This window comes from Phytopseudomonas daroniae, assembly GCF_004327285.1.
Taxonomy (GTDB): Bacteria; Pseudomonadota; Gammaproteobacteria; order Pseudomonadales; family Pseudomonadaceae; genus Aquipseudomonas; species Aquipseudomonas daroniae.
Window position 1 is genome coordinate 142724 of sequence record NZ_QJUI01000009.1, and the last position, 15386, is coordinate 158109.

Below are 15386 nucleotides of genomic sequence, written 5' to 3' on the forward strand. Positions count from 1 at the left end.
TCAACAGGGAGTTTCCACATGCTATCGCTTACCCGGATGTTTTCCACCGGCCTGCTTCTCGCGTTCGTAGCCACCAACGCGACCGCGGCGGAGATCGACGACATTTTTCGTTCGGAGGATAGCAACGGCGATGGCGCAATTTCTGTCGAGGAAGCCCGGGCTGCGGCACCGGCGACCTTCCGTACCATCGACCGTGATGGTAACGGCATCCTCACCGTAGACGATATCGCCGCGCATATGGTCGCCGAGAGTGGTTCTGACATGGTTTGGCCGGCCGAGGTGTTGGCTTCGGTGGCGCAGAAGACGCTGGAGTATTGGGATGGCAACCGCGACGGCAAAGTAACCGAGCAGGAGTACGTGGAAGCTGCGATTGCTCTGATGCTGCTAGCCGATATGGACGGTGACCGCCGGGTGACCCGTGAAGAGTTGCAGCGCTTTCGTGGTGAGTCAGTCACGCCCTGAATGAGCCAGAGTCAGCGATTTGCAGAGCGGCTGAAAGGGACTGATTGAGTCTCTTCGATCAGCTAGAGCTGCCGGGTACCAGTCATGTAGTCGATGAGCATAGCTACCCGATCACCCGCTCCGCACTTGGCTGCACGTGCTACGTTCTTGGCGTTATGGTCAGCCAGGTCAATGAAGATCGGCCAGGTTCGGAAGCATTCTCCTTTTCCCAGCACAGGCAGGTTATCGGCCAAGAGCAGTCAGTCGTGGCAACGCTGACGGCGCACCACAGTCGCCACTTTCGCTAATCCCTTGCACTCTCATACGTCGTCGAATCGAACGCGCGCTGCGCGAAAATCTTCTGCGTGTTCCAACAGCCAGATCCATAGCGGCACCATGTGCACCAGAAAGCTTCGACCCAGCGGGGTCAGCTCGTAATCGACACGTGGCGGCACCTCGCCGTGATCGCAACGCGCGATCAATCCGTCTCTTTCAAGTTGCCGCAAGCTGCGGGTCAGCATGCGCTGGGTGATACCAGGCAGGCGACGGCCGATTTCGGCGTGTCGCAGTTTTCCCGCCACCCCCAGTGTGTGGACGATCCCCAGCGACCAGCGATTGCCCGCATGGGTCAGAACCTCACGCTTGAGTCCGTCGTCCTCGTCACTGAGTGCGTCGCACGTGGCTTGTGACAAGCGGATCACCTCTTCTTCAGTCATCGTGTTCATGCGGTATCACTCGTGTGCCTTCTTCTGAATGTTCGCCAATGGTGACAGGATAAAAACGATCATCGTCGATCATTCACCGGGAGTAACCGATGCACCCGCACACCCTTGCAGAAACCGACAATATTCTCGTTCTGGGCGCCGGCGAACTCGGCATGGCCGTGCTCCGCGAACTGGCAGCCCAGCCGACAGCGCAGGTAACCGTCATGCTGCGACCATCCAGTCTCGGCACTACGTCTGAAGGCAAACGCCAGACCCTCGAAGAACTGAATACCCTGGGCATCGAGGTGGTGTCTGCGGATGCCGTAAACGATTCCGAAGAACAGCTCGCCGCACTGTTCAGTGGCTTCGACACGCTGGTAAGTTGCCTGGGATTCGCCGCAGGTACAGGGATACAGCTCAAACTGGCCCGCGCAGTATTGCAGTCGAATGTGAAACGCTATGTGCCCTGGCAATTCGGCGTGGATTACGACGTGATCGGCCGCGGCAGCCCTCAAAACTTGTTTGACGAACAACTGGACGTGCGTCAATTGCTGCGCGGCCAGTCACGCGTGCAATGGTTGATCATCTCCACCGGCATGTTCACCAGCTTTCTGTTCGAACCTGCGTTCGGGGTAGTCGATCTGGATCAAAACATCGTACGCGCCCTGGGTAGCTGGGACACCGCCGTGACGGTTACCACGCCAGAAGACATCGGCCGCCTGACGGCTTCCATCCTGTTCGAGCCAGAGCTGGCTAATCGAGTCGTCTTCACTGCGGGCGACACTCTCACCTACCGGCAATTGGCGGATACTGTCGATCAATTACTCAACCGCAAGGTTGAACGCGTGGAGTGGACGGTGCCAGCGCTCAAGGCCGACCTGGCCGCCGCGCCCGATGACTCGATCCGCAAGTACCGGGCGGTGTTCGCCGAAGGCAAAGGCGTCGCTTGGGCAAAGGCGGATAGCTACAACGTCGAACGGCAGATCGAAACCACCACCATCGGCCAATGGATAGAACAGCATTTGCTCTGATTACGCGGCGCCGCGCATTTCGGCTGCTTTCGGCCTGAAGCGGGCAGGAAAGTGCCATCGCTTGGGGCACTCGGTATGGCAGGAGGCGAGGGTGCCTGCGCGACACCAGCAGCGCTTTCGCGTCATGTTTGCTGCAACTGCCGACGGGCAAGGCGCCAAGTTGCTGCTCGGCACGAGTAGGGAAGATGTTGGCGGTCGACGATCCGGGCAGCCTCCCGCGAGCCGACCATGCTGCGAATCTGCTGCGCTGGCCGGCCACTCCTCGCTCGACCTGAACGATTTGCAAACCCGCAACCTCTGAACCGAAACGGACGCACGAAGACGTCCTGAATAACCGGAGGTTGCCCCCATGAGCGAGACCCGCACGAACGGCTTCGAACGTCTTGAAATATCTCTGTCCCTGAACGGAGCTCCCTTGCAAGTCGAGGTCTATCCCTGGATCACCGCCCTCGACCTGCTGCGTGAGCAACTCGATCTGATCGGCACCAAGAAGGGCTGCGATCATGGTCAGTGCGGTGCCTGCACCGTGCTGCTGGACGGTCGCCGGATCAACGCCTGTCTGACGCTGGCGGTAATGCTCGATGGTCGTGAACTGACCACCATCGAGGGCCTGAGCGAGGGCGGCGAACTGCATCCGATGCAGCGCGCCTTCGTCAAACACGACGCCTTTCAGTGCGGCTACTGCACGCCGGGGCAGATATGTTCCGCGCTGGGTCTCGCCAGTGAAGGTCGCATCGGCGACGCTGCCGACATTAGCGAGCGCATGAGCGGCAACCTCTGTCGCTGCGGAGCCTATACGAACATTCTCGCCGCCATTGAAGAAGCCCTGCCGGACTGTGTAACGGAGGTTCGCCAATGACCCCGTTCGCCTATAGCAAACCGCTGCACGTCGACGAGGCTCTGGGCCTGGCCGGCCCCGGAAGCCTGTTCATCGCCGGCGGCACCAACATGGTCGACCTGATGAAGGAGAACCTGCTACGGCCCCAGCGTCTGATCGACATCAACGCCTTGCCCCTGCGCGAGGTGGAGCCGACGGAGGAGGGTGGCCTGCGTATCGGCGCACTGGTCAGCAATGCCGACCTGGCCTGGCACCCCGAGGTCGAGCGCCGCTATCCGCTGCTGAGCCAGGCGTTGCTGTCGGGTGCGTCGCCCCAACTGCGCAATATGGCCAGCGTCGGTGGCAACCTGTTGCAGCGCACCCGCTGCCACTACTTCTACGACAGCCAGACGCCTTGCAACAAGCGCGAGCCTGGCAGCGGTTGCCCGGCGCGCACCGGTCTCAATCGCTACCACGCGCTGTTCGGCGCCAGCGAGCAGTGCGTCGCGGTGCATCCCTCGGATCTCTGTGTGGCACTCGCGGCGCTCGATGCCCAGGTACTGGTCGCCGGCACCCGGGGCCAACGCCGTATAGCCTTCGCTGACTTTCACCGCCTGCCTGAGGACGAGCCACAACGCGATACCCAGCTCGCCAGCGACGAGCTGGTGCTGGCCGTGGAGCTGCCCGCAGCCGGCTTCGCAGCGAACAGTTCCTACCTCAAACTGCGCGACCGTGCCTCTTTCGCCTTTGCTCTGGTGTCGGTCGCCGCGGCGCTCGACTTCGACGCCGACGGCCGTATCCGTGAGGCGCGTCTGGCGCTGGGTGGCGTGGCCCACAAACCCTGGCGGCGGGCGGACGTGGAGCGCAGCCTCGCGGGTCAGTTGCCGCTGGCGGCAAACTTCCAGGCGGCCGCCGACCTGATGCTGCAGGACGCACGACCACTGACGCACAACGCCTTCAAGGTAGAACTGGCGCGTCGCGCCATCGTTCGTGCCCTGACTACCGCTGCCGGAGGGATAGCCCCATGAATGCCCCGATACTTGGCCGTCCGCTCGACCGGGTCGACGGCCCCCTCAAGGTGACCGGCCAGGCCCGTTACGCAGCTGAGCACACTGCTGCCGGACTGCTGCATGGCAGCGTGATCTGCAGCCCCATTGCCCGCGGCCGCATTGTCGAGATAGATGCCTCCGCTGCGTTGGTTCTGCCTGGAGTGACACTGGTGCTTAGCCACCAGAATCGTCCACCGATGGCGGCGGACGACGAAAGCTACGAGGACGACGATGCGGCGGATGGCTCGCCCTTTCGCCCCCTGTTCAACGCGCAGGTGCACTACAGCGGGCAACCGGTAGCCCTGGTGGTGGCCGAGACCCTTGAACTCGCCCGGCACGCCGCTTCCTGCGTGAAGATTCGCTATGACGAAGAACCCCATGCCACCGATCTGCAACAGGCGCTGGGCAGCGCCCACCAAGCGCCGGCCGAGTTGCCGGAGCCCAGAGGCAATGCCGAAGAGGCCATCGCGGCCGCGGCCATTCGTCTGGAACTGGAGTACGAACTGCCCAACGAATATCACCATCCGATGGAGCCCCACGCGTCGACGGTGATCTACCAGGCCGACAGCCTGTTGATCCACGATAAGACCCAGGGGCCGCAGAACAGCCAGCAGTACCTGTGCAACGTGCTCAAGCTGGAAACCTCACGAGTCAGGATACTGTCCTCCTTCGTGGGCGGTGCATTCGGCTCCGGCCTGCGTCCGCAATACCAGCTTCCGCTGGCCGCCATGGCCGCCCTGAAGCTGCACTGCTCGGTGCGGGTTACGCTCACCCGCCAGCAGATGTTCACCTTCGGCTATCGGCCGCGCACCATCCAGCGCATGCGCCTGGGTGCGTCGAGCGACGGCAAGCTGCAGGGCTTGGTGCACGATGTCATCGGCCAAACCTCACGCTTCGAGGACTTCACCGAACATGTCGCTGAATGGTCGGGGATGCTCTATCACTGCGACAACCTGCGCTTGAGCTATCAGCTGGCGCCTCTGGACGTCTATACCCCGCTGGACATGCGTGCTCCAGGCGCCGCCACCGGCCTTTTCGCTCTCGAGTCGGCGATGGACGAGCTGGCCTGGGCCGCTGACGTCGACCCTGTGCAACTGCGCCTGCTGAACTACAGCGAAACCAACCAGAACGAGGGCAAGCCTTACTCCAGCAAGGAACTGCGTGCCTGCTATCAGCTGGGTGCCGAGGCTTTCGGCTGGAAGCGCCGCAGCGCGCAGCCACGCAGCATGCGCGAAGGCGATCAGTTGATCGGCTGGGGCATGGCCACCGGCGTTTGGGAAGCCATGCAGATGCCTGCCAGCGCTCGCGCTACGTTGAGTGCCGACGGTCGTCTGCTGGTCGCCAGTGCGACCTGCGATATCGGCCCGGGCACGGCCACCGTGATGACCCAGATCGCTGCCGACACGCTCGGCCTGGATCCCGTCCTCGTCACCTTCGAACTGGGTGATTCGAGCCTGCCGAAGGCGCCTCTGCAGGGTGGTTCCTTTACCGTTTCGTCGGTGGGCAGCGCAGTGCGCCTGGCCTGCCTGGAACTGGCGCAGCGCCTGTGCGATGCCGCGCGCCAACTACCTGATGCACCCTTCACCGACGCCAGCCAGTTGCGCTGCATCGACGGACGAATCGAGCAGGCCGATGACAGCAGCCGCGCCATCGAACTGCGCGATCTACTGATGTGCCACGGCAGCGTCGAAGCGCAAGTCGAGGCCAAACCGGGCAAGCTGCGCGAGCAGTTCGCCAGTGCCACCCACTCAGCGGTATTCGTCGAGGTGCAGGTAGATGAGGCATTGGGTAGCGTGCGGGTCAGGCGCGTGGTCAGTGCCATCGCGGCCGGTCGGGTGGTCAATGCAAAGACCGCACGTAGCCAGATTCTCGGCGGTGTGGTCTGGGGCATTGGCATGGCCCTACATGAAGAAGCCATGATCGATCACCAACTGGGTCGCTGCATGAACCACAACCTGGCTGAGTATCACCTGCCGGTTCACGCCGACATGGGTGACATCGAGGTAATTTTCGTCGAGGAGCATGATGAGGTGGTGAATCCGCTGGGCTCCAAGGGTGTCGGCGAGATCGGTATCGTCGGCGTCGCCGCAGCAGTGGCCAACGCGGTCTATCACGCCACCGGCAAACGCATTCGTCGACTACCCATTACCCTGGACAAATTGCTTTGAACCGGCAGGCGGTCTCACTGCACCCGTCGCGGGGAAAAACAACGTGAAGCAGATCGTGCCTGGCCGGGGCTGTTTCACGCTCACCTTGCCTCCATGCAGTTGCATGATCGCCGCGACGATGGCCAGGCCCAGGCCGTTCGAGTCGGAGCGTTGATGGCGCGAAGCATCGCCCCGATAAAATCGGTCGAACAGCTTGCCCAGCGTCGCATCGGTCAGCACCGGCCCCCGATTCTCCACATCGATTCGCCAGCCATCGTTGGCAGCTGTCGCGCGCATCAGAATCTCGCTGCCTTCGTCGGCGTAGCGAACCGCGTTCGCCACCAGGTTGCTCAATGCCCGGCGTAGCAGTAGCGGGTCAGCTTCCAGGGTGCCATTGCCGGTGGCATGCAAGGAGAGCTGCCGCTCTTCGGCCAGGCCTTCGAAATAACCGGCGATACGCTGTAACTCATCATGTAGCGACAACGGCTGACGCTCGATCACCGATTGCGCTTCGTCGGCGCGCGCGAGGAACAGAATGCTTTCGACTATGCGTGAAATGCGCTCCAACTCCTCCAGGTTAGAAGCCAGCAGCGCCTGGTATTCGTCGGCGCTACGCGACTGACGCAGGGCGACCTGGCAATGCCCCATCAACGAGCCCACGGGCGTGCGTATTTCGTGAGCCAGGTCGGCGGAAAACTGCATCAGGCGCTGATAGCCGTTGGCGAGACGATCGAGCATGGCGTTGTAGGCATCACTCAATTGTTGCAGTTCAACCGGTGTGTCTTCGCTGTCCATTCTGCTGTCGAGCCGCTCGGGCGTTATGTTTGCGGCATGCGCGGCCATTTTGCGCAATGGACGCAGGCCGCGATGCAGCAGCATGTAACCGAGCGTCGCAGTGAGTAGAAACGCCAGGGTCACCGCCAGGTAAATACGCTTGCGGAATGCCTCGAGCATGGCCATCTCCTTGACCATGATGTGCGCGGCAGTGAGGCGTACTTCGCGGCCGCCGGACGTCGTCAGCACGGTAGCGGCGCGCAATGGCACGCCCGAGTCGGTCATGCCGCTGCGCAGGTCGTTCACGCTCAAGGCCGTCCCTGGTTCGATCACTGGCAGATCCGGCAGCGTTGCGTTCAGTGGGTTGACCATGATCACCGGCTGTTGGCCCGGCTCACCGATGATGAAGATGTCTTCTTCGCTGTCGAGCATGTTCTTGAAGATCTGCGGGCTGTCGCGCAACTTCTCCAGGGCCAGCTCGTAATGCAGCAGCTTGCGAAAGTGATCCAGACGCCCCAGCACCGCATGATCGCTGTTCGTTAACACCGAGGCTTTCATCGACCCATACAAATAAAGACCGGCACCGGCCACTGTGAGCATTGCCACCAGCGAGAAAGCCAGCGTCGAGCGCAGGGTCAGGGATGGCTGGCGTCGGGGCCGCATGGCCTCACCTCGCACACATAGCCGATGCCGCGTACGGTATGGATCAGCTTGACCGGGTAAGGCAGATCGATCTTGTTGCGCAGGCGTTTGACCGCCACGTCCACCACGTTGGTATCGCTGTCGAAATTCATATCCCAGACTTCCGAAGCGATCTGCGCCCGGGACAGGACATCGCCCTCACGGCGCAGAAACAGATGCAGCAGGGCGAACTCCTTGTTGGTCAGCACGATCACGTGCTGCTGGCGAGTGACCCGACGACGCAGCAGATCCAGCTCCAGGTCGGCGATATGGAAGTGGTCGGCTTCCCGAACCACCCCACGCCGCAGGATGGTGCGAATGCGCAACAGAAGCTCGGTAAAGGAAAACGGCTTCACCAGATAGTCGTCAGCCCCCAGCTCCAGGCCGCGAATGCGGTCATGCAATTGATCGCGGGCGGTAAGAAACAGCACGGGTACGTCTTGCCTGGCGCGCAACAGCTCGATGATCTGAAAACCATCGATGCCGGGGAGCATCACATCCAGCACGATCAGGTCATAGGACGTTTGCAGCGCCATGTGCAGGCCATCGGCACCGTGCTGCATCCAGTCGACGTTGTAGCCGGACTCACCAAGCCCCTTTTTCAGGTACTCGCCGGTCTTGGTGTCGTCCTCGATCAGCAAAATATGCATTCAGGAGCACTCGGGTCTCACCGTGATGGGTTTTGGCCTGCGGCTGGGTTCGGGTAAGTGTCGAATCACTGCAAGCCGCGTCAGGGTTGCAGTGTAACCAGCCGTGGGGGTGGTGTTGGTTACATTTTTGTCATTCATGGGGCGTGGTTGCGGATGACGAAAATGTAATCTGGCGGTCATCGTGGGGTTCCAGTCGGGAGCAGAGGATGGCAGCACATAAACCCGCGAGGAATCGTCACGATGAAAATGAAGGCTGCTCTTTCCACCACGTTCGGCTTGCTGATGTTCAGTGCCGCTGTCATGGCCACCGCGGCCGATATGCCAGTGGTCAAACCTCTGCGCGGCACCGTTGAAAGTGTCAGTGACAACACGCTGACCTTCACCACCCGCACTGGCGCACACGAGACTATCGGTCTGACTGACAAGACCGGTATCGCCCAGGTGTCGAAGGCTGAGATCGATTCGATCAAACCCGACAGCTTCGTCGGCTCGGCAGCCATCCCGCAGGCTGATGGCTCGCTGAAGGCCCTGGAAGTCACCGTATTCGAGTCCAGCCTCAAGGGCAGCGGCGAAGGTCACTACGGTTGGCAGAACGCCGATGGCAGCACCGGCACCATGACCAACGGCACCGTGGGCAAGTTGTCCAATGCCAATGGCCGCACGCTGACCGTCACTTACAAAGGCGGCGAGAAGCAACTGGTCGTACCGGATGATGTGCCAATCGCTTACGTAGAACCGGGCAAAGCCGATGAGTTGGTCAAAGGCGCCAAAGTCGTCGTATTCCCAGCGGAAGATGGCAAAAACGCACGCGGTATCGCGGTCGGTAAAGATGGCTTTCAGCCGCCTATGTAATAGGCCACACCTGTTGCAGCGAGGCTCGAGGGGCCTCGCTTCAGCAGGGTTCGCCTTTCCCTGTACGGGAGGGAGAAACATGAAAAGAACACGTATCCATCCCTGGCCTGTGCGCCTCACACATTGGCTCAACGCCATTTGCATGGTCTGTATGTTCATGAGCGGCTGGGGAATTTACAACGCCTCCCCGCTGTTCGCCTTCAGGTTCCCGGCTGAATTGACGGTCGGGGGCTGGTTGGGTGGCTCACTGGCCTGGCACTTTGCGTTCATGTGGTTATTGCTCATCAACGGCCTCATCTATGTGTCGTATGGGTTGATCAGCGGTCATTTCAAACGCGATTTCTTGCCGGTGACGGCCCGGGCGGTGAAACGTGACCTGGCCGATGCGCTGCGTTTTCGACTGGTGCATGAGAAGGGCGTTTACAACGCGGTGCAGCGCCTGATGTATGGATTGGTGCTGGCGGCAGGGGTGCTGGTCGTGGTCTCGGGGGTAGCGATCTGGAAGCCCATTCAACTGCAAGAACTGGTAGCCCTATTGGGCGGCTATGACATTGCACGTTACGTGCACTTCGTGGCGATGGCGGCCATTGGCGCCTTTGTCGTCGTGCATCTGGCGCTGGTGCTGCTGGTGCCGAAAACGCTGTTGCCCATGATCACGGGCGGCGTACGGCCGATTGAAAGCGGAAAACTCGATCATGATTGAACCCAAAAAACGAGCGATTCAGCGCATCGGACTTGAGCCCGCGCAGCAGCTTCAGCTGGAAAGCATCCAGCGCCGCAATTTCCTGCGCGGCGGCTTGACCGTCGGCGCCATGGCGATGCTGAGCGGTTGTAACTTGCAGGACGGCGATCAGGTGGACAAGGTGCTATGGGCCATGTCGCGCTGGAACGACCGGGTTCAGGCCTGGCTGTTCAGTGGACAGAAACTGGCGCCAACCTTCACCAGGGCGCAAATGACCACACCATTTCCATTCAACGCGTTCTACGGCCAGGACGATATCCCGGAAGTCGACCTGTCGGGTTACACGCTCGCCGTTTCCGGCCTGGTACGGGACAAGGCGCCCTGGACACTCGAAGGCTTGCGCAAACTGCCGCAGCGCACCGACATCACGCGCTTGATCTGCGTTGAAGGCTGGAGCGCCATCGGGCAATGGGGTGGGGTGCCACTAAAGACCTTTCTGGAACACATCGGTGCAGACACCACCGCCAAATTTGTCGGCTTCAAGTGTGCTGACCGCTATTACTCCAGCCTGGATATGCCGACCGCGTTGCATCCGCAAACACTGCTTGCACTGGATTACGGCGAAGTCGCTTTACCGCCGGAGTATGGCTATCCACTGCGGGTTCGAGTGCCAACCAAATTAGGCTTCAAAAACCCCAAACATATCGTCGAGATATTCGTCAGCAATGATAATCCGGGCGGGTATTGGGAAGATCAGGGGTATAACTGGTTCAGCGGGATATGAGGGGGCAAGTCAAAAGCGCCGCTGTAGCTGTAACGCAGCATGGTGACCGCTCTCTAGAACAGCAAGGAAGCACAAAGGCTTCCTTGCTCAAATATGCAGCTGACCGAATGTGCCACCCAGCCAGGTACTTCGGCTACGTTGGACGACGATGGTGTCAGCGATTTGCTGGCCTTTGTTGGAGAGGCCTTCGGTTATCACCGAAGACCGTGAGTCCGTCGGGGTATCTCGTTAAGGTCTTGGTGGAACTCACCCAAAACTCACAGATCTGCTGATCTGGCCGCGTGGCAATGCTTGCACCATCGCCGCGCGATCCACTAAAGATCAACGCATGCCGCACTGACGGCTATGCCATGACTTTGTACCGGAGTGTATATAGGCGCTCCCTGGATACACTGCTTGGCTTTTGCGGCCTTTCTGCACACAGATGGGATACACGCCTGCGATTAACTGCGACCACCAGAAAGCAACACCGGGTTTGGTGCTGAAGCTGGTAACTCTCTAATCAATCGCAAGGAGTATCACCATGTTCAAACTCTCGAATGCATCCCTGGCTCTTGGTCTGGTTCTGGCTGGCGGCCTGGGCCTTTCGTCTTCTGCGTTCAGCATGAACGATCTGTCTCAGGGCTACACCCTGGCAGCTGCCGATCAGGTGAAAAGCTCGACCGAAGGCAAGTGTGGCGAAGACAAGTTCGCCAAGACCGATACCAACCATGACGGCAAGGTCTCGCGTGATGAATTCCGTGCAGCGGCTCCTGATCGTATAGCCGAGTTCGACAAGATCGACGCCAACGGTGACGGTTTCATTTCCCTGGATGAGGCCACGCAGTATCTGGCCGAGCAGGCGAAAAACAATGCCGAGGGCAAGTGCGGTGAAGGCAAATGTGGCGAGGGCAAGTGCGGCGCCGCTATCGAGCCTTGATTCCTGCCAATGGGGCACCCGCGGTGCCCCATGTTTCTTTCATCCGTTCAGATGAGGCCAGGCTTATGCAGCACAACAGTGTATTGCCAATGGACACGTCGTTCGCGGCGCCGAACCAGCGCTTGGCGCAGGGCAGTGTCGGGCTGGGTTTACGGCGGGCCCTGCTCAATGAGTTGCGGGCGGCCCCGGCTGGGGATTTTGATTTTCTCGAAGTCGCCCCGGAAAACTGGGTAGGTATCGGCGGTGCCCATGGCGTGGCATTGCGCGAGCTTGCCGAGCGCTATCCCTTGACCTGCCACGGTTTGTCGCTGTCGTTGGGGGGCTCCGCGCCGCTCGACGTGGCGTTCTTGCGGGAGGTTCGGGGCTTTCTGGATCGCTACCAGGTACCGCTGTACAGCGAGCATCTGAGTTACTGCAGCGATGATGGCCACCTCTATGACCTGTTGCCACTGCCGTTTACCGAGGAGGCGGTGCACCACGTCGCAGCGCGTATTCGTCAGGCCCAGGACGTGTTGGGCCGGCGGCTGGCGGTAGAGAACGTGTCCTACTATGCGGCTCCCCGGCAGGATATGGACGAGCTGACCTTCACCAATGCGGTGTTGCAGGAGGCCGATTGCGACCTGCTGCTGGACGTTAACAACGTGTACGTGAACTCGGTGAACCATCGGTTCGACCCGCATGCCTTTCTGGCTGGCCTGGCGCCCGATCGCGTGGTTGCCATGCATGTCGCCGGGCACTACGACGAGGCCGATGACCTGAAGATCGACACCCATGGCGCCCCGGTAAAACCCGTGGTGTGGTCATTGCTGGCGAGTGCCTATGCACGCTTCGGGGTCAGGCCGACCCTGCTCGAGCGTGATTTCAATTTTCCTGCTTTCGAGGTGTTGGTCGGCGAGTTGCAGACCATTCGCCAACTGCAGCATGAAGGCGAGGCCGCTTATGCTTAGGCCGAATGCAACGCTGCATCAGCAGCAACAGGCGCTGACCCGTTACCTGCGCGACCCCGACAACTGCCCACCGCCCGCCGGTATGGATGCGGCGCGGGTGCAGATCTATCGCGACCTGATTTTCGATAACCTGCTGTCGTTGCTGAGCGGAACCTTCCCGGTGTTGATAAAGGTGTTGGGTGTCAGCAAGTGGCGGGCGTTGGTGCGGGTGTTCTTGCGCGACTATCGCGCTTCCACACCCAAGTTCGGCGAAATCGCTCAGGAGTTCGTCAGCTTTCTCGCTTCGGAGCATCCAGCGCTTGTCCAGGGCGACTGGCCGCCGTTCATGGCGGAGCTTGCCCACTATGAGTGGGTGGAGATGGCGCTGCAGCAGTCCGAGGCAGAACCCTTGCCAACCGGTGACGCGAAGTTGCTGCTGAGCCAGCCATTACGGGTTTCGCCACTGGCCTGGCCGTTGGCCTATCGTTGGCCGGTGCAGCGCCTGGGGCCTGACTATCAGCCCGCGGAGTCGCCGGTGGCGCCGACTTTGTTGCTGGTTCGGCGCATGCCGGACTGGCGCGTGCGCTTTGCCGAGCTCAGCCCGCTGGCCTGGCGGTTGCTGGAGCGCATTGAGCAATTCCCCGAACTGGAAGGACGCAGCCAACTGCAAGGCCTGGCGGTAGAGGCTGAGGTGGCTGACGTGGACGACTTCATGGCCAACGGCCTGACCCTGTTGCAGCAGATGCACAGCGAGGGTGTGATTGGCGTTGGCGTACGTGCCGAGCACCCGTTGTATCGCGTGGTTTGACACGCTCGAATACCGGCCTTATCGGCAGCGCACTTGATTGAGTGTGTTGCGATGGGGCCGGTATTTTTGTTTTTCGCATTCCGTGAATCCCTCATAACACCACCTCTATTTTCCTATCGCCAACAACCTCGGCATGTCGGACGCGACGATGCTGCTGCCTTGCCGTTTCGCCTCGAAAACACAACGTCGGCGAAGACGCCAGGAGGTGGCGAGAGGGCTTCTATCCGACAGGCAGGCACCCGCGCAGCCATGTAGGGCAATCTCGGCGGTGCCAGCGAACAGCCCGCCCATCGTGTCGCTCAGGAAATAGCGGCGTACTGCTCGCGAGGACGCCCTACGGGACTGTTTTTGTTCTCAGTAATGGGCTTGGTATCGCCCTGGATCTTTGATGAAAACGAGAGTGTCTGGATATCTGCTGGGCAACCCCGAGGGACAATGGCCGCAATCTGCCGATTGATCTTGCGCAATGCTTATCTATTGGGATTACCCGGAAGGTCGACCATGTCGATATCGATGGACAACCTCGGCAGTCGAGTGCGAAGAAGTTGATGTCTGGGCCGCCTTTCATCGCAAGAATGTCGTGGATGCAGGGAAAGTAACCCGAGAGGAATTTATCCAATCACTGCTGACGTACTGGTAGGGGGATGTCGCTGCCTGTAGGCATGAAACGTACAACCGGGCTGTGCGCACAGCCCGGTGATTTTGCCGGGGAAGGGGATGTCGTTTCGCGCGTTTAGCGGCGCCAGATACGTTGCACCAGGGCATCCAGGCTCAGCTTGCCGGCACCGCTGAACAGCAGCGGCAGGAGCATCGCCAGGTAGATCACCGGCAGCTTGAAGTTACCGTGGCCTTTGTTGGTGATCGCGTAGCCCTGGGCCAGTTCGCTCAAGCTCGACCAGTCGGCCGGCCAATGCACCGCGGCGGTTGCCACCAGGGTCACGACGATCAGGATCAGTGCGGAAAACCGTGTGCCCAGGCCGACCAGCAGGGCCAGGGCGCAGAGCAGTTCTGCCCACATGGACAGTTCCCAGTTCAGGGTGCTGGGCAGGTGGTTGAACGGGAACGGAAAGGCGCCCTGGATGCTGGCGAACCAGTTTGTACCATTCCATTTTTCCAGCCCGGCTTCGAAGAATTCCCACGCCAGGAGTACGCGCAGGCTGAGGGGGGCGATCCAGCTGCCGATTCGGTCAAGCTGCTGGTACAGGCCTGTCAGGGCCGTTGAGAGAGTTGTGTACATGGGCGTGATTCCTGTGAGGTTCTTAGCCGGTGCGTAGCGGCGCAACACGGCGCGATGATGGGGCGGCAGGTCAGGAGGCTGTCGTGGCCGGTTGTGTCCTGTTCTGACTGCGCTTGTTGGCTTGGGCCAGCTTGCCGACCAGGCGGATGGCCACGGCGGCACAGGTGATGCCGAAGGGCAGCACGTACCAGGCACTCATGGGGATGCGTTTGAAGTTGGCGTAGGCGAACACGGCGACGATGATCCATATGCCGGTCGTGTGCAGGCTCTTCCAGGCTTTTGCCCCGAGCAGGCGGGCAGGGCCTTTGAAGGAAGTGAGAGCCATCAGCAGGATGAACACATAGGCGACCGTGCCGGGGGTGTTGTCGATCACCGTGCGGGCGGGCCAGAACTCTGTGTTCAGTTGCCCATAGGCGTAGATCAATAGGGCATGGACGAAGTGGGAAAAGGCGAAGGCCAGGCCGATAAAACGCCGCTCGCGCACCAGGGCTTTAGTGAGTGGCGAGGGAACCAGCACGGCAAAGGCCGAGGCGACAAAGGCGGCGAGAAACAACACAAAGGATGAGCGTGCCGTGGCGCGAATGGCGCTGCGCAATCCTTCGATCAGATCGGGCTGCAACGCCACCGCCAGTGCACTCATCATCAGGGTCAGCAGCGCGATCAGGCTGAACAACTGCCAGCCTCGGAAGGTATGGGTTTGGATGCTCATGGCAATACTCCTGTGGGAAGGGCCTTCGCCATCCGGGTAGTCCGGATGGCCAGCCGACCGTTGGGAGTCTTGCAAGGGCGTGTATGCCGGCTATGTCTGAAACCGGGCGTTGTGCAACGTTGTGTGTGTGCTGCAGCGGCGGATACAGTTCCATACAAACAGCATGGGTAAAAAA

16 protein-coding genes are annotated in these 15386 nt (G+C 60.7%); 11 read left to right on the forward strand and 5 right to left on the reverse strand.

Going from position 1 to position 15386, the window contains the following annotated elements; all coding sequences use genetic code 11:
- Positions 1-18: 18 nt before the first annotated feature.
- Positions 19-462, forward strand: a complete 444-nt coding sequence (locus DNK06_RS11955) for an EF-hand domain-containing protein (protein WP_131180238.1) — start codon at positions 19-21, stop codon at positions 460-462.
- Between the two features lie 299 nt (positions 463-761).
- Here DNK06_RS11955 and DNK06_RS11960 read toward each other — a convergent pair whose 3' ends face one another.
- A complete protein-coding gene (locus tag DNK06_RS11960) occupies positions 762-1157 on the reverse strand; it encodes a winged helix-turn-helix transcriptional regulator (protein WP_131180336.1) in 396 nt (131 codons plus the stop codon).
- 98 nt (positions 1158-1255) lie between these two features.
- Here DNK06_RS11960 and DNK06_RS11965 point away from each other — a divergent pair, with 98 nt between their 5' ends.
- The 4 genes from DNK06_RS11965 (at position 1256) to DNK06_RS11980 (ending at position 6210) form a co-directional block, all read left to right on the forward strand.
- Entirely contained in the window at positions 1256-2176 is a 921-nt protein-coding gene (locus DNK06_RS11965) for an aromatic alcohol reductase (protein WP_131180239.1), read from the forward strand.
- 349 nt (positions 2177-2525) lie between these two features.
- Positions 2526-3035 (forward strand): (2Fe-2S)-binding protein, encoded by a 510-nt coding sequence (locus DNK06_RS11970; RefSeq protein WP_131180240.1) that lies wholly within the window; start codon positions 2526-2528, stop codon positions 3033-3035.
- Positions 3032-4021, forward strand: a complete 990-nt coding sequence (locus DNK06_RS11975) for an FAD binding domain-containing protein (RefSeq protein WP_131180241.1) — start codon at positions 3032-3034, stop codon at positions 4019-4021. The genes DNK06_RS11970 and DNK06_RS11975 overlap by 4 nt, the downstream gene beginning before the upstream one ends.
- Entirely contained in the window at positions 4018-6210 is a 2193-nt protein-coding gene (locus tag DNK06_RS11980; protein WP_131180242.1) for a xanthine dehydrogenase family protein molybdopterin-binding subunit, read from the forward strand. Before DNK06_RS11975 ends, DNK06_RS11980 begins: the two co-directional genes overlap by 4 nt.
- Here DNK06_RS11980 and DNK06_RS11985 read toward each other — a convergent pair.
- Positions 6181-7626: a heavy metal sensor histidine kinase gene (locus DNK06_RS11985; protein WP_131180243.1), complete on the reverse strand. Its 1446-nt coding sequence runs from the start codon at positions 7624-7626 to the stop codon at positions 6181-6183. The genes DNK06_RS11980 and DNK06_RS11985 overlap by 30 nt on opposite strands.
- Entirely contained in the window at positions 7599-8294 is a 696-nt protein-coding gene (locus DNK06_RS11990) for a heavy metal response regulator transcription factor (RefSeq protein WP_131180244.1), read from the reverse strand. The genes DNK06_RS11985 and DNK06_RS11990 overlap by 28 nt, the downstream gene beginning before the upstream one ends.
- Before the next feature lie 246 nt (positions 8295-8540).
- On the opposite strand from DNK06_RS11990, the gene DNK06_RS11995 reads away from it, so the two are divergent.
- The 6 genes from DNK06_RS11995 (at position 8541) to DNK06_RS12020 (ending at position 13265) form a co-directional block, all read left to right on the forward strand.
- Positions 8541-9146 carry a hypothetical protein gene (locus DNK06_RS11995; protein ID WP_131180337.1) on the forward strand — a complete coding sequence of 202 codons (606 nt, stop codon included), beginning with the start codon at positions 8541-8543 and terminating at the stop codon, positions 9144-9146.
- Between the two features lie 79 nt (positions 9147-9225).
- A complete protein-coding gene (locus DNK06_RS12000; protein ID WP_131180245.1) occupies positions 9226-9849 on the forward strand; it encodes a cytochrome b/b6 domain-containing protein in 624 nt (207 codons plus the stop codon).
- Positions 9842-10612, forward strand: coding sequence for a molybdopterin-dependent oxidoreductase (locus DNK06_RS12005; RefSeq protein WP_131180246.1), 771 nt, complete (start codon positions 9842-9844; stop codon positions 10610-10612). Before DNK06_RS12000 ends, DNK06_RS12005 begins: the two co-directional genes overlap by 8 nt.
- 523 nt (positions 10613-11135) lie before the next feature.
- Positions 11136-11531 (forward strand): HvfA family oxazolone/thioamide-modified RiPP metallophore, encoded by a 396-nt coding sequence (locus DNK06_RS12010; protein ID WP_131180247.1) that lies wholly within the window; start codon positions 11136-11138, stop codon positions 11529-11531.
- An 89-nt stretch (positions 11532-11620) separates the two neighbouring features.
- Positions 11621-12478 carry an HvfB family MNIO-type RiPP peptide maturase gene (locus DNK06_RS12015; protein WP_131180338.1) on the forward strand — a complete coding sequence of 286 codons (858 nt, stop codon included), beginning with the start codon at positions 11621-11623 and terminating at the stop codon, positions 12476-12478.
- Positions 12471-13265, forward strand: coding sequence for an HvfC family RiPP maturation protein (locus tag DNK06_RS12020; protein ID WP_131180248.1), 795 nt, complete (start codon positions 12471-12473; stop codon positions 13263-13265). Before DNK06_RS12015 ends, DNK06_RS12020 begins: the two co-directional genes overlap by 8 nt.
- A gap of 733 nt (positions 13266-13998) precedes the next feature.
- Here DNK06_RS12020 and DNK06_RS12025 read toward each other — a convergent pair.
- A complete protein-coding gene (locus DNK06_RS12025) occupies positions 13999-14502 on the reverse strand; it encodes an HvfX family Cu-binding RiPP maturation protein (RefSeq protein ID WP_131180249.1) in 504 nt (167 codons plus the stop codon).
- Positions 14503-14572: 70 nt separating this feature from the next.
- Positions 14573-15211, reverse strand: coding sequence for a ferric reductase-like transmembrane domain-containing protein (locus tag DNK06_RS12030; protein ID WP_131180250.1), 639 nt, complete (start codon positions 15209-15211; stop codon positions 14573-14575).
- Positions 15212-15386: the final 175 nt, after the last annotated feature.

Coding starts and splice junctions, on each gene's coding strand:
- DNK06_RS11955 (WP_131180238.1), top strand. CDS start 19: ATGCTATCGCTTACCCGGATGTTTTCCACCGGCCTGCTTCTCGCGTTC.
- DNK06_RS11990 (WP_131180244.1), bottom strand. CDS start 8,294: ATGCATATTTTGCTGATCGAGGACGACACCAAGACCGGCGAGTACCTG.
- DNK06_RS12030 (WP_131180250.1), bottom strand. CDS start 15,211: ATGAGCATCCAAACCCATACCTTCCGAGGCTGGCAGTTGTTCAGCCTG.
- DNK06_RS11995 (WP_131180337.1), top strand. CDS start 8,541: ATGAAGGCTGCTCTTTCCACCACGTTCGGCTTGCTGATGTTCAGTGCC.
- DNK06_RS11975 (WP_131180241.1), top strand. CDS start 3,032: ATGACCCCGTTCGCCTATAGCAAACCGCTGCACGTCGACGAGGCTCTG.
- DNK06_RS11970 (WP_131180240.1), top strand. CDS start 2,526: ATGAGCGAGACCCGCACGAACGGCTTCGAACGTCTTGAAATATCTCTG.
- DNK06_RS11980 (WP_131180242.1), top strand. CDS start 4,018: ATGAATGCCCCGATACTTGGCCGTCCGCTCGACCGGGTCGACGGCCCC.
- DNK06_RS11960 (WP_131180336.1), bottom strand. CDS start 1,157: ATGACTGAAGAAGAGGTGATCCGCTTGTCACAAGCCACGTGCGACGCA.
- DNK06_RS12015 (WP_131180338.1), top strand. CDS start 11,621: ATGGACACGTCGTTCGCGGCGCCGAACCAGCGCTTGGCGCAGGGCAGT.
- DNK06_RS12005 (WP_131180246.1), top strand. CDS start 9,842: ATGATTGAACCCAAAAAACGAGCGATTCAGCGCATCGGACTTGAGCCC.
- DNK06_RS12000 (WP_131180245.1), top strand. CDS start 9,226: ATGAAAAGAACACGTATCCATCCCTGGCCTGTGCGCCTCACACATTGG.
- DNK06_RS12010 (WP_131180247.1), top strand. CDS start 11,136: ATGTTCAAACTCTCGAATGCATCCCTGGCTCTTGGTCTGGTTCTGGCT.
- DNK06_RS11985 (WP_131180243.1), bottom strand. CDS start 7,626: ATGCGGCCCCGACGCCAGCCATCCCTGACCCTGCGCTCGACGCTGGCT.
- DNK06_RS12025 (WP_131180249.1), bottom strand. CDS start 14,502: ATGTACACAACTCTCTCAACGGCCCTGACAGGCCTGTACCAGCAGCTT.
- DNK06_RS12020 (WP_131180248.1), top strand. CDS start 12,471: ATGCTTAGGCCGAATGCAACGCTGCATCAGCAGCAACAGGCGCTGACC.
- DNK06_RS11965 (WP_131180239.1), top strand. CDS start 1,256: ATGCACCCGCACACCCTTGCAGAAACCGACAATATTCTCGTTCTGGGC.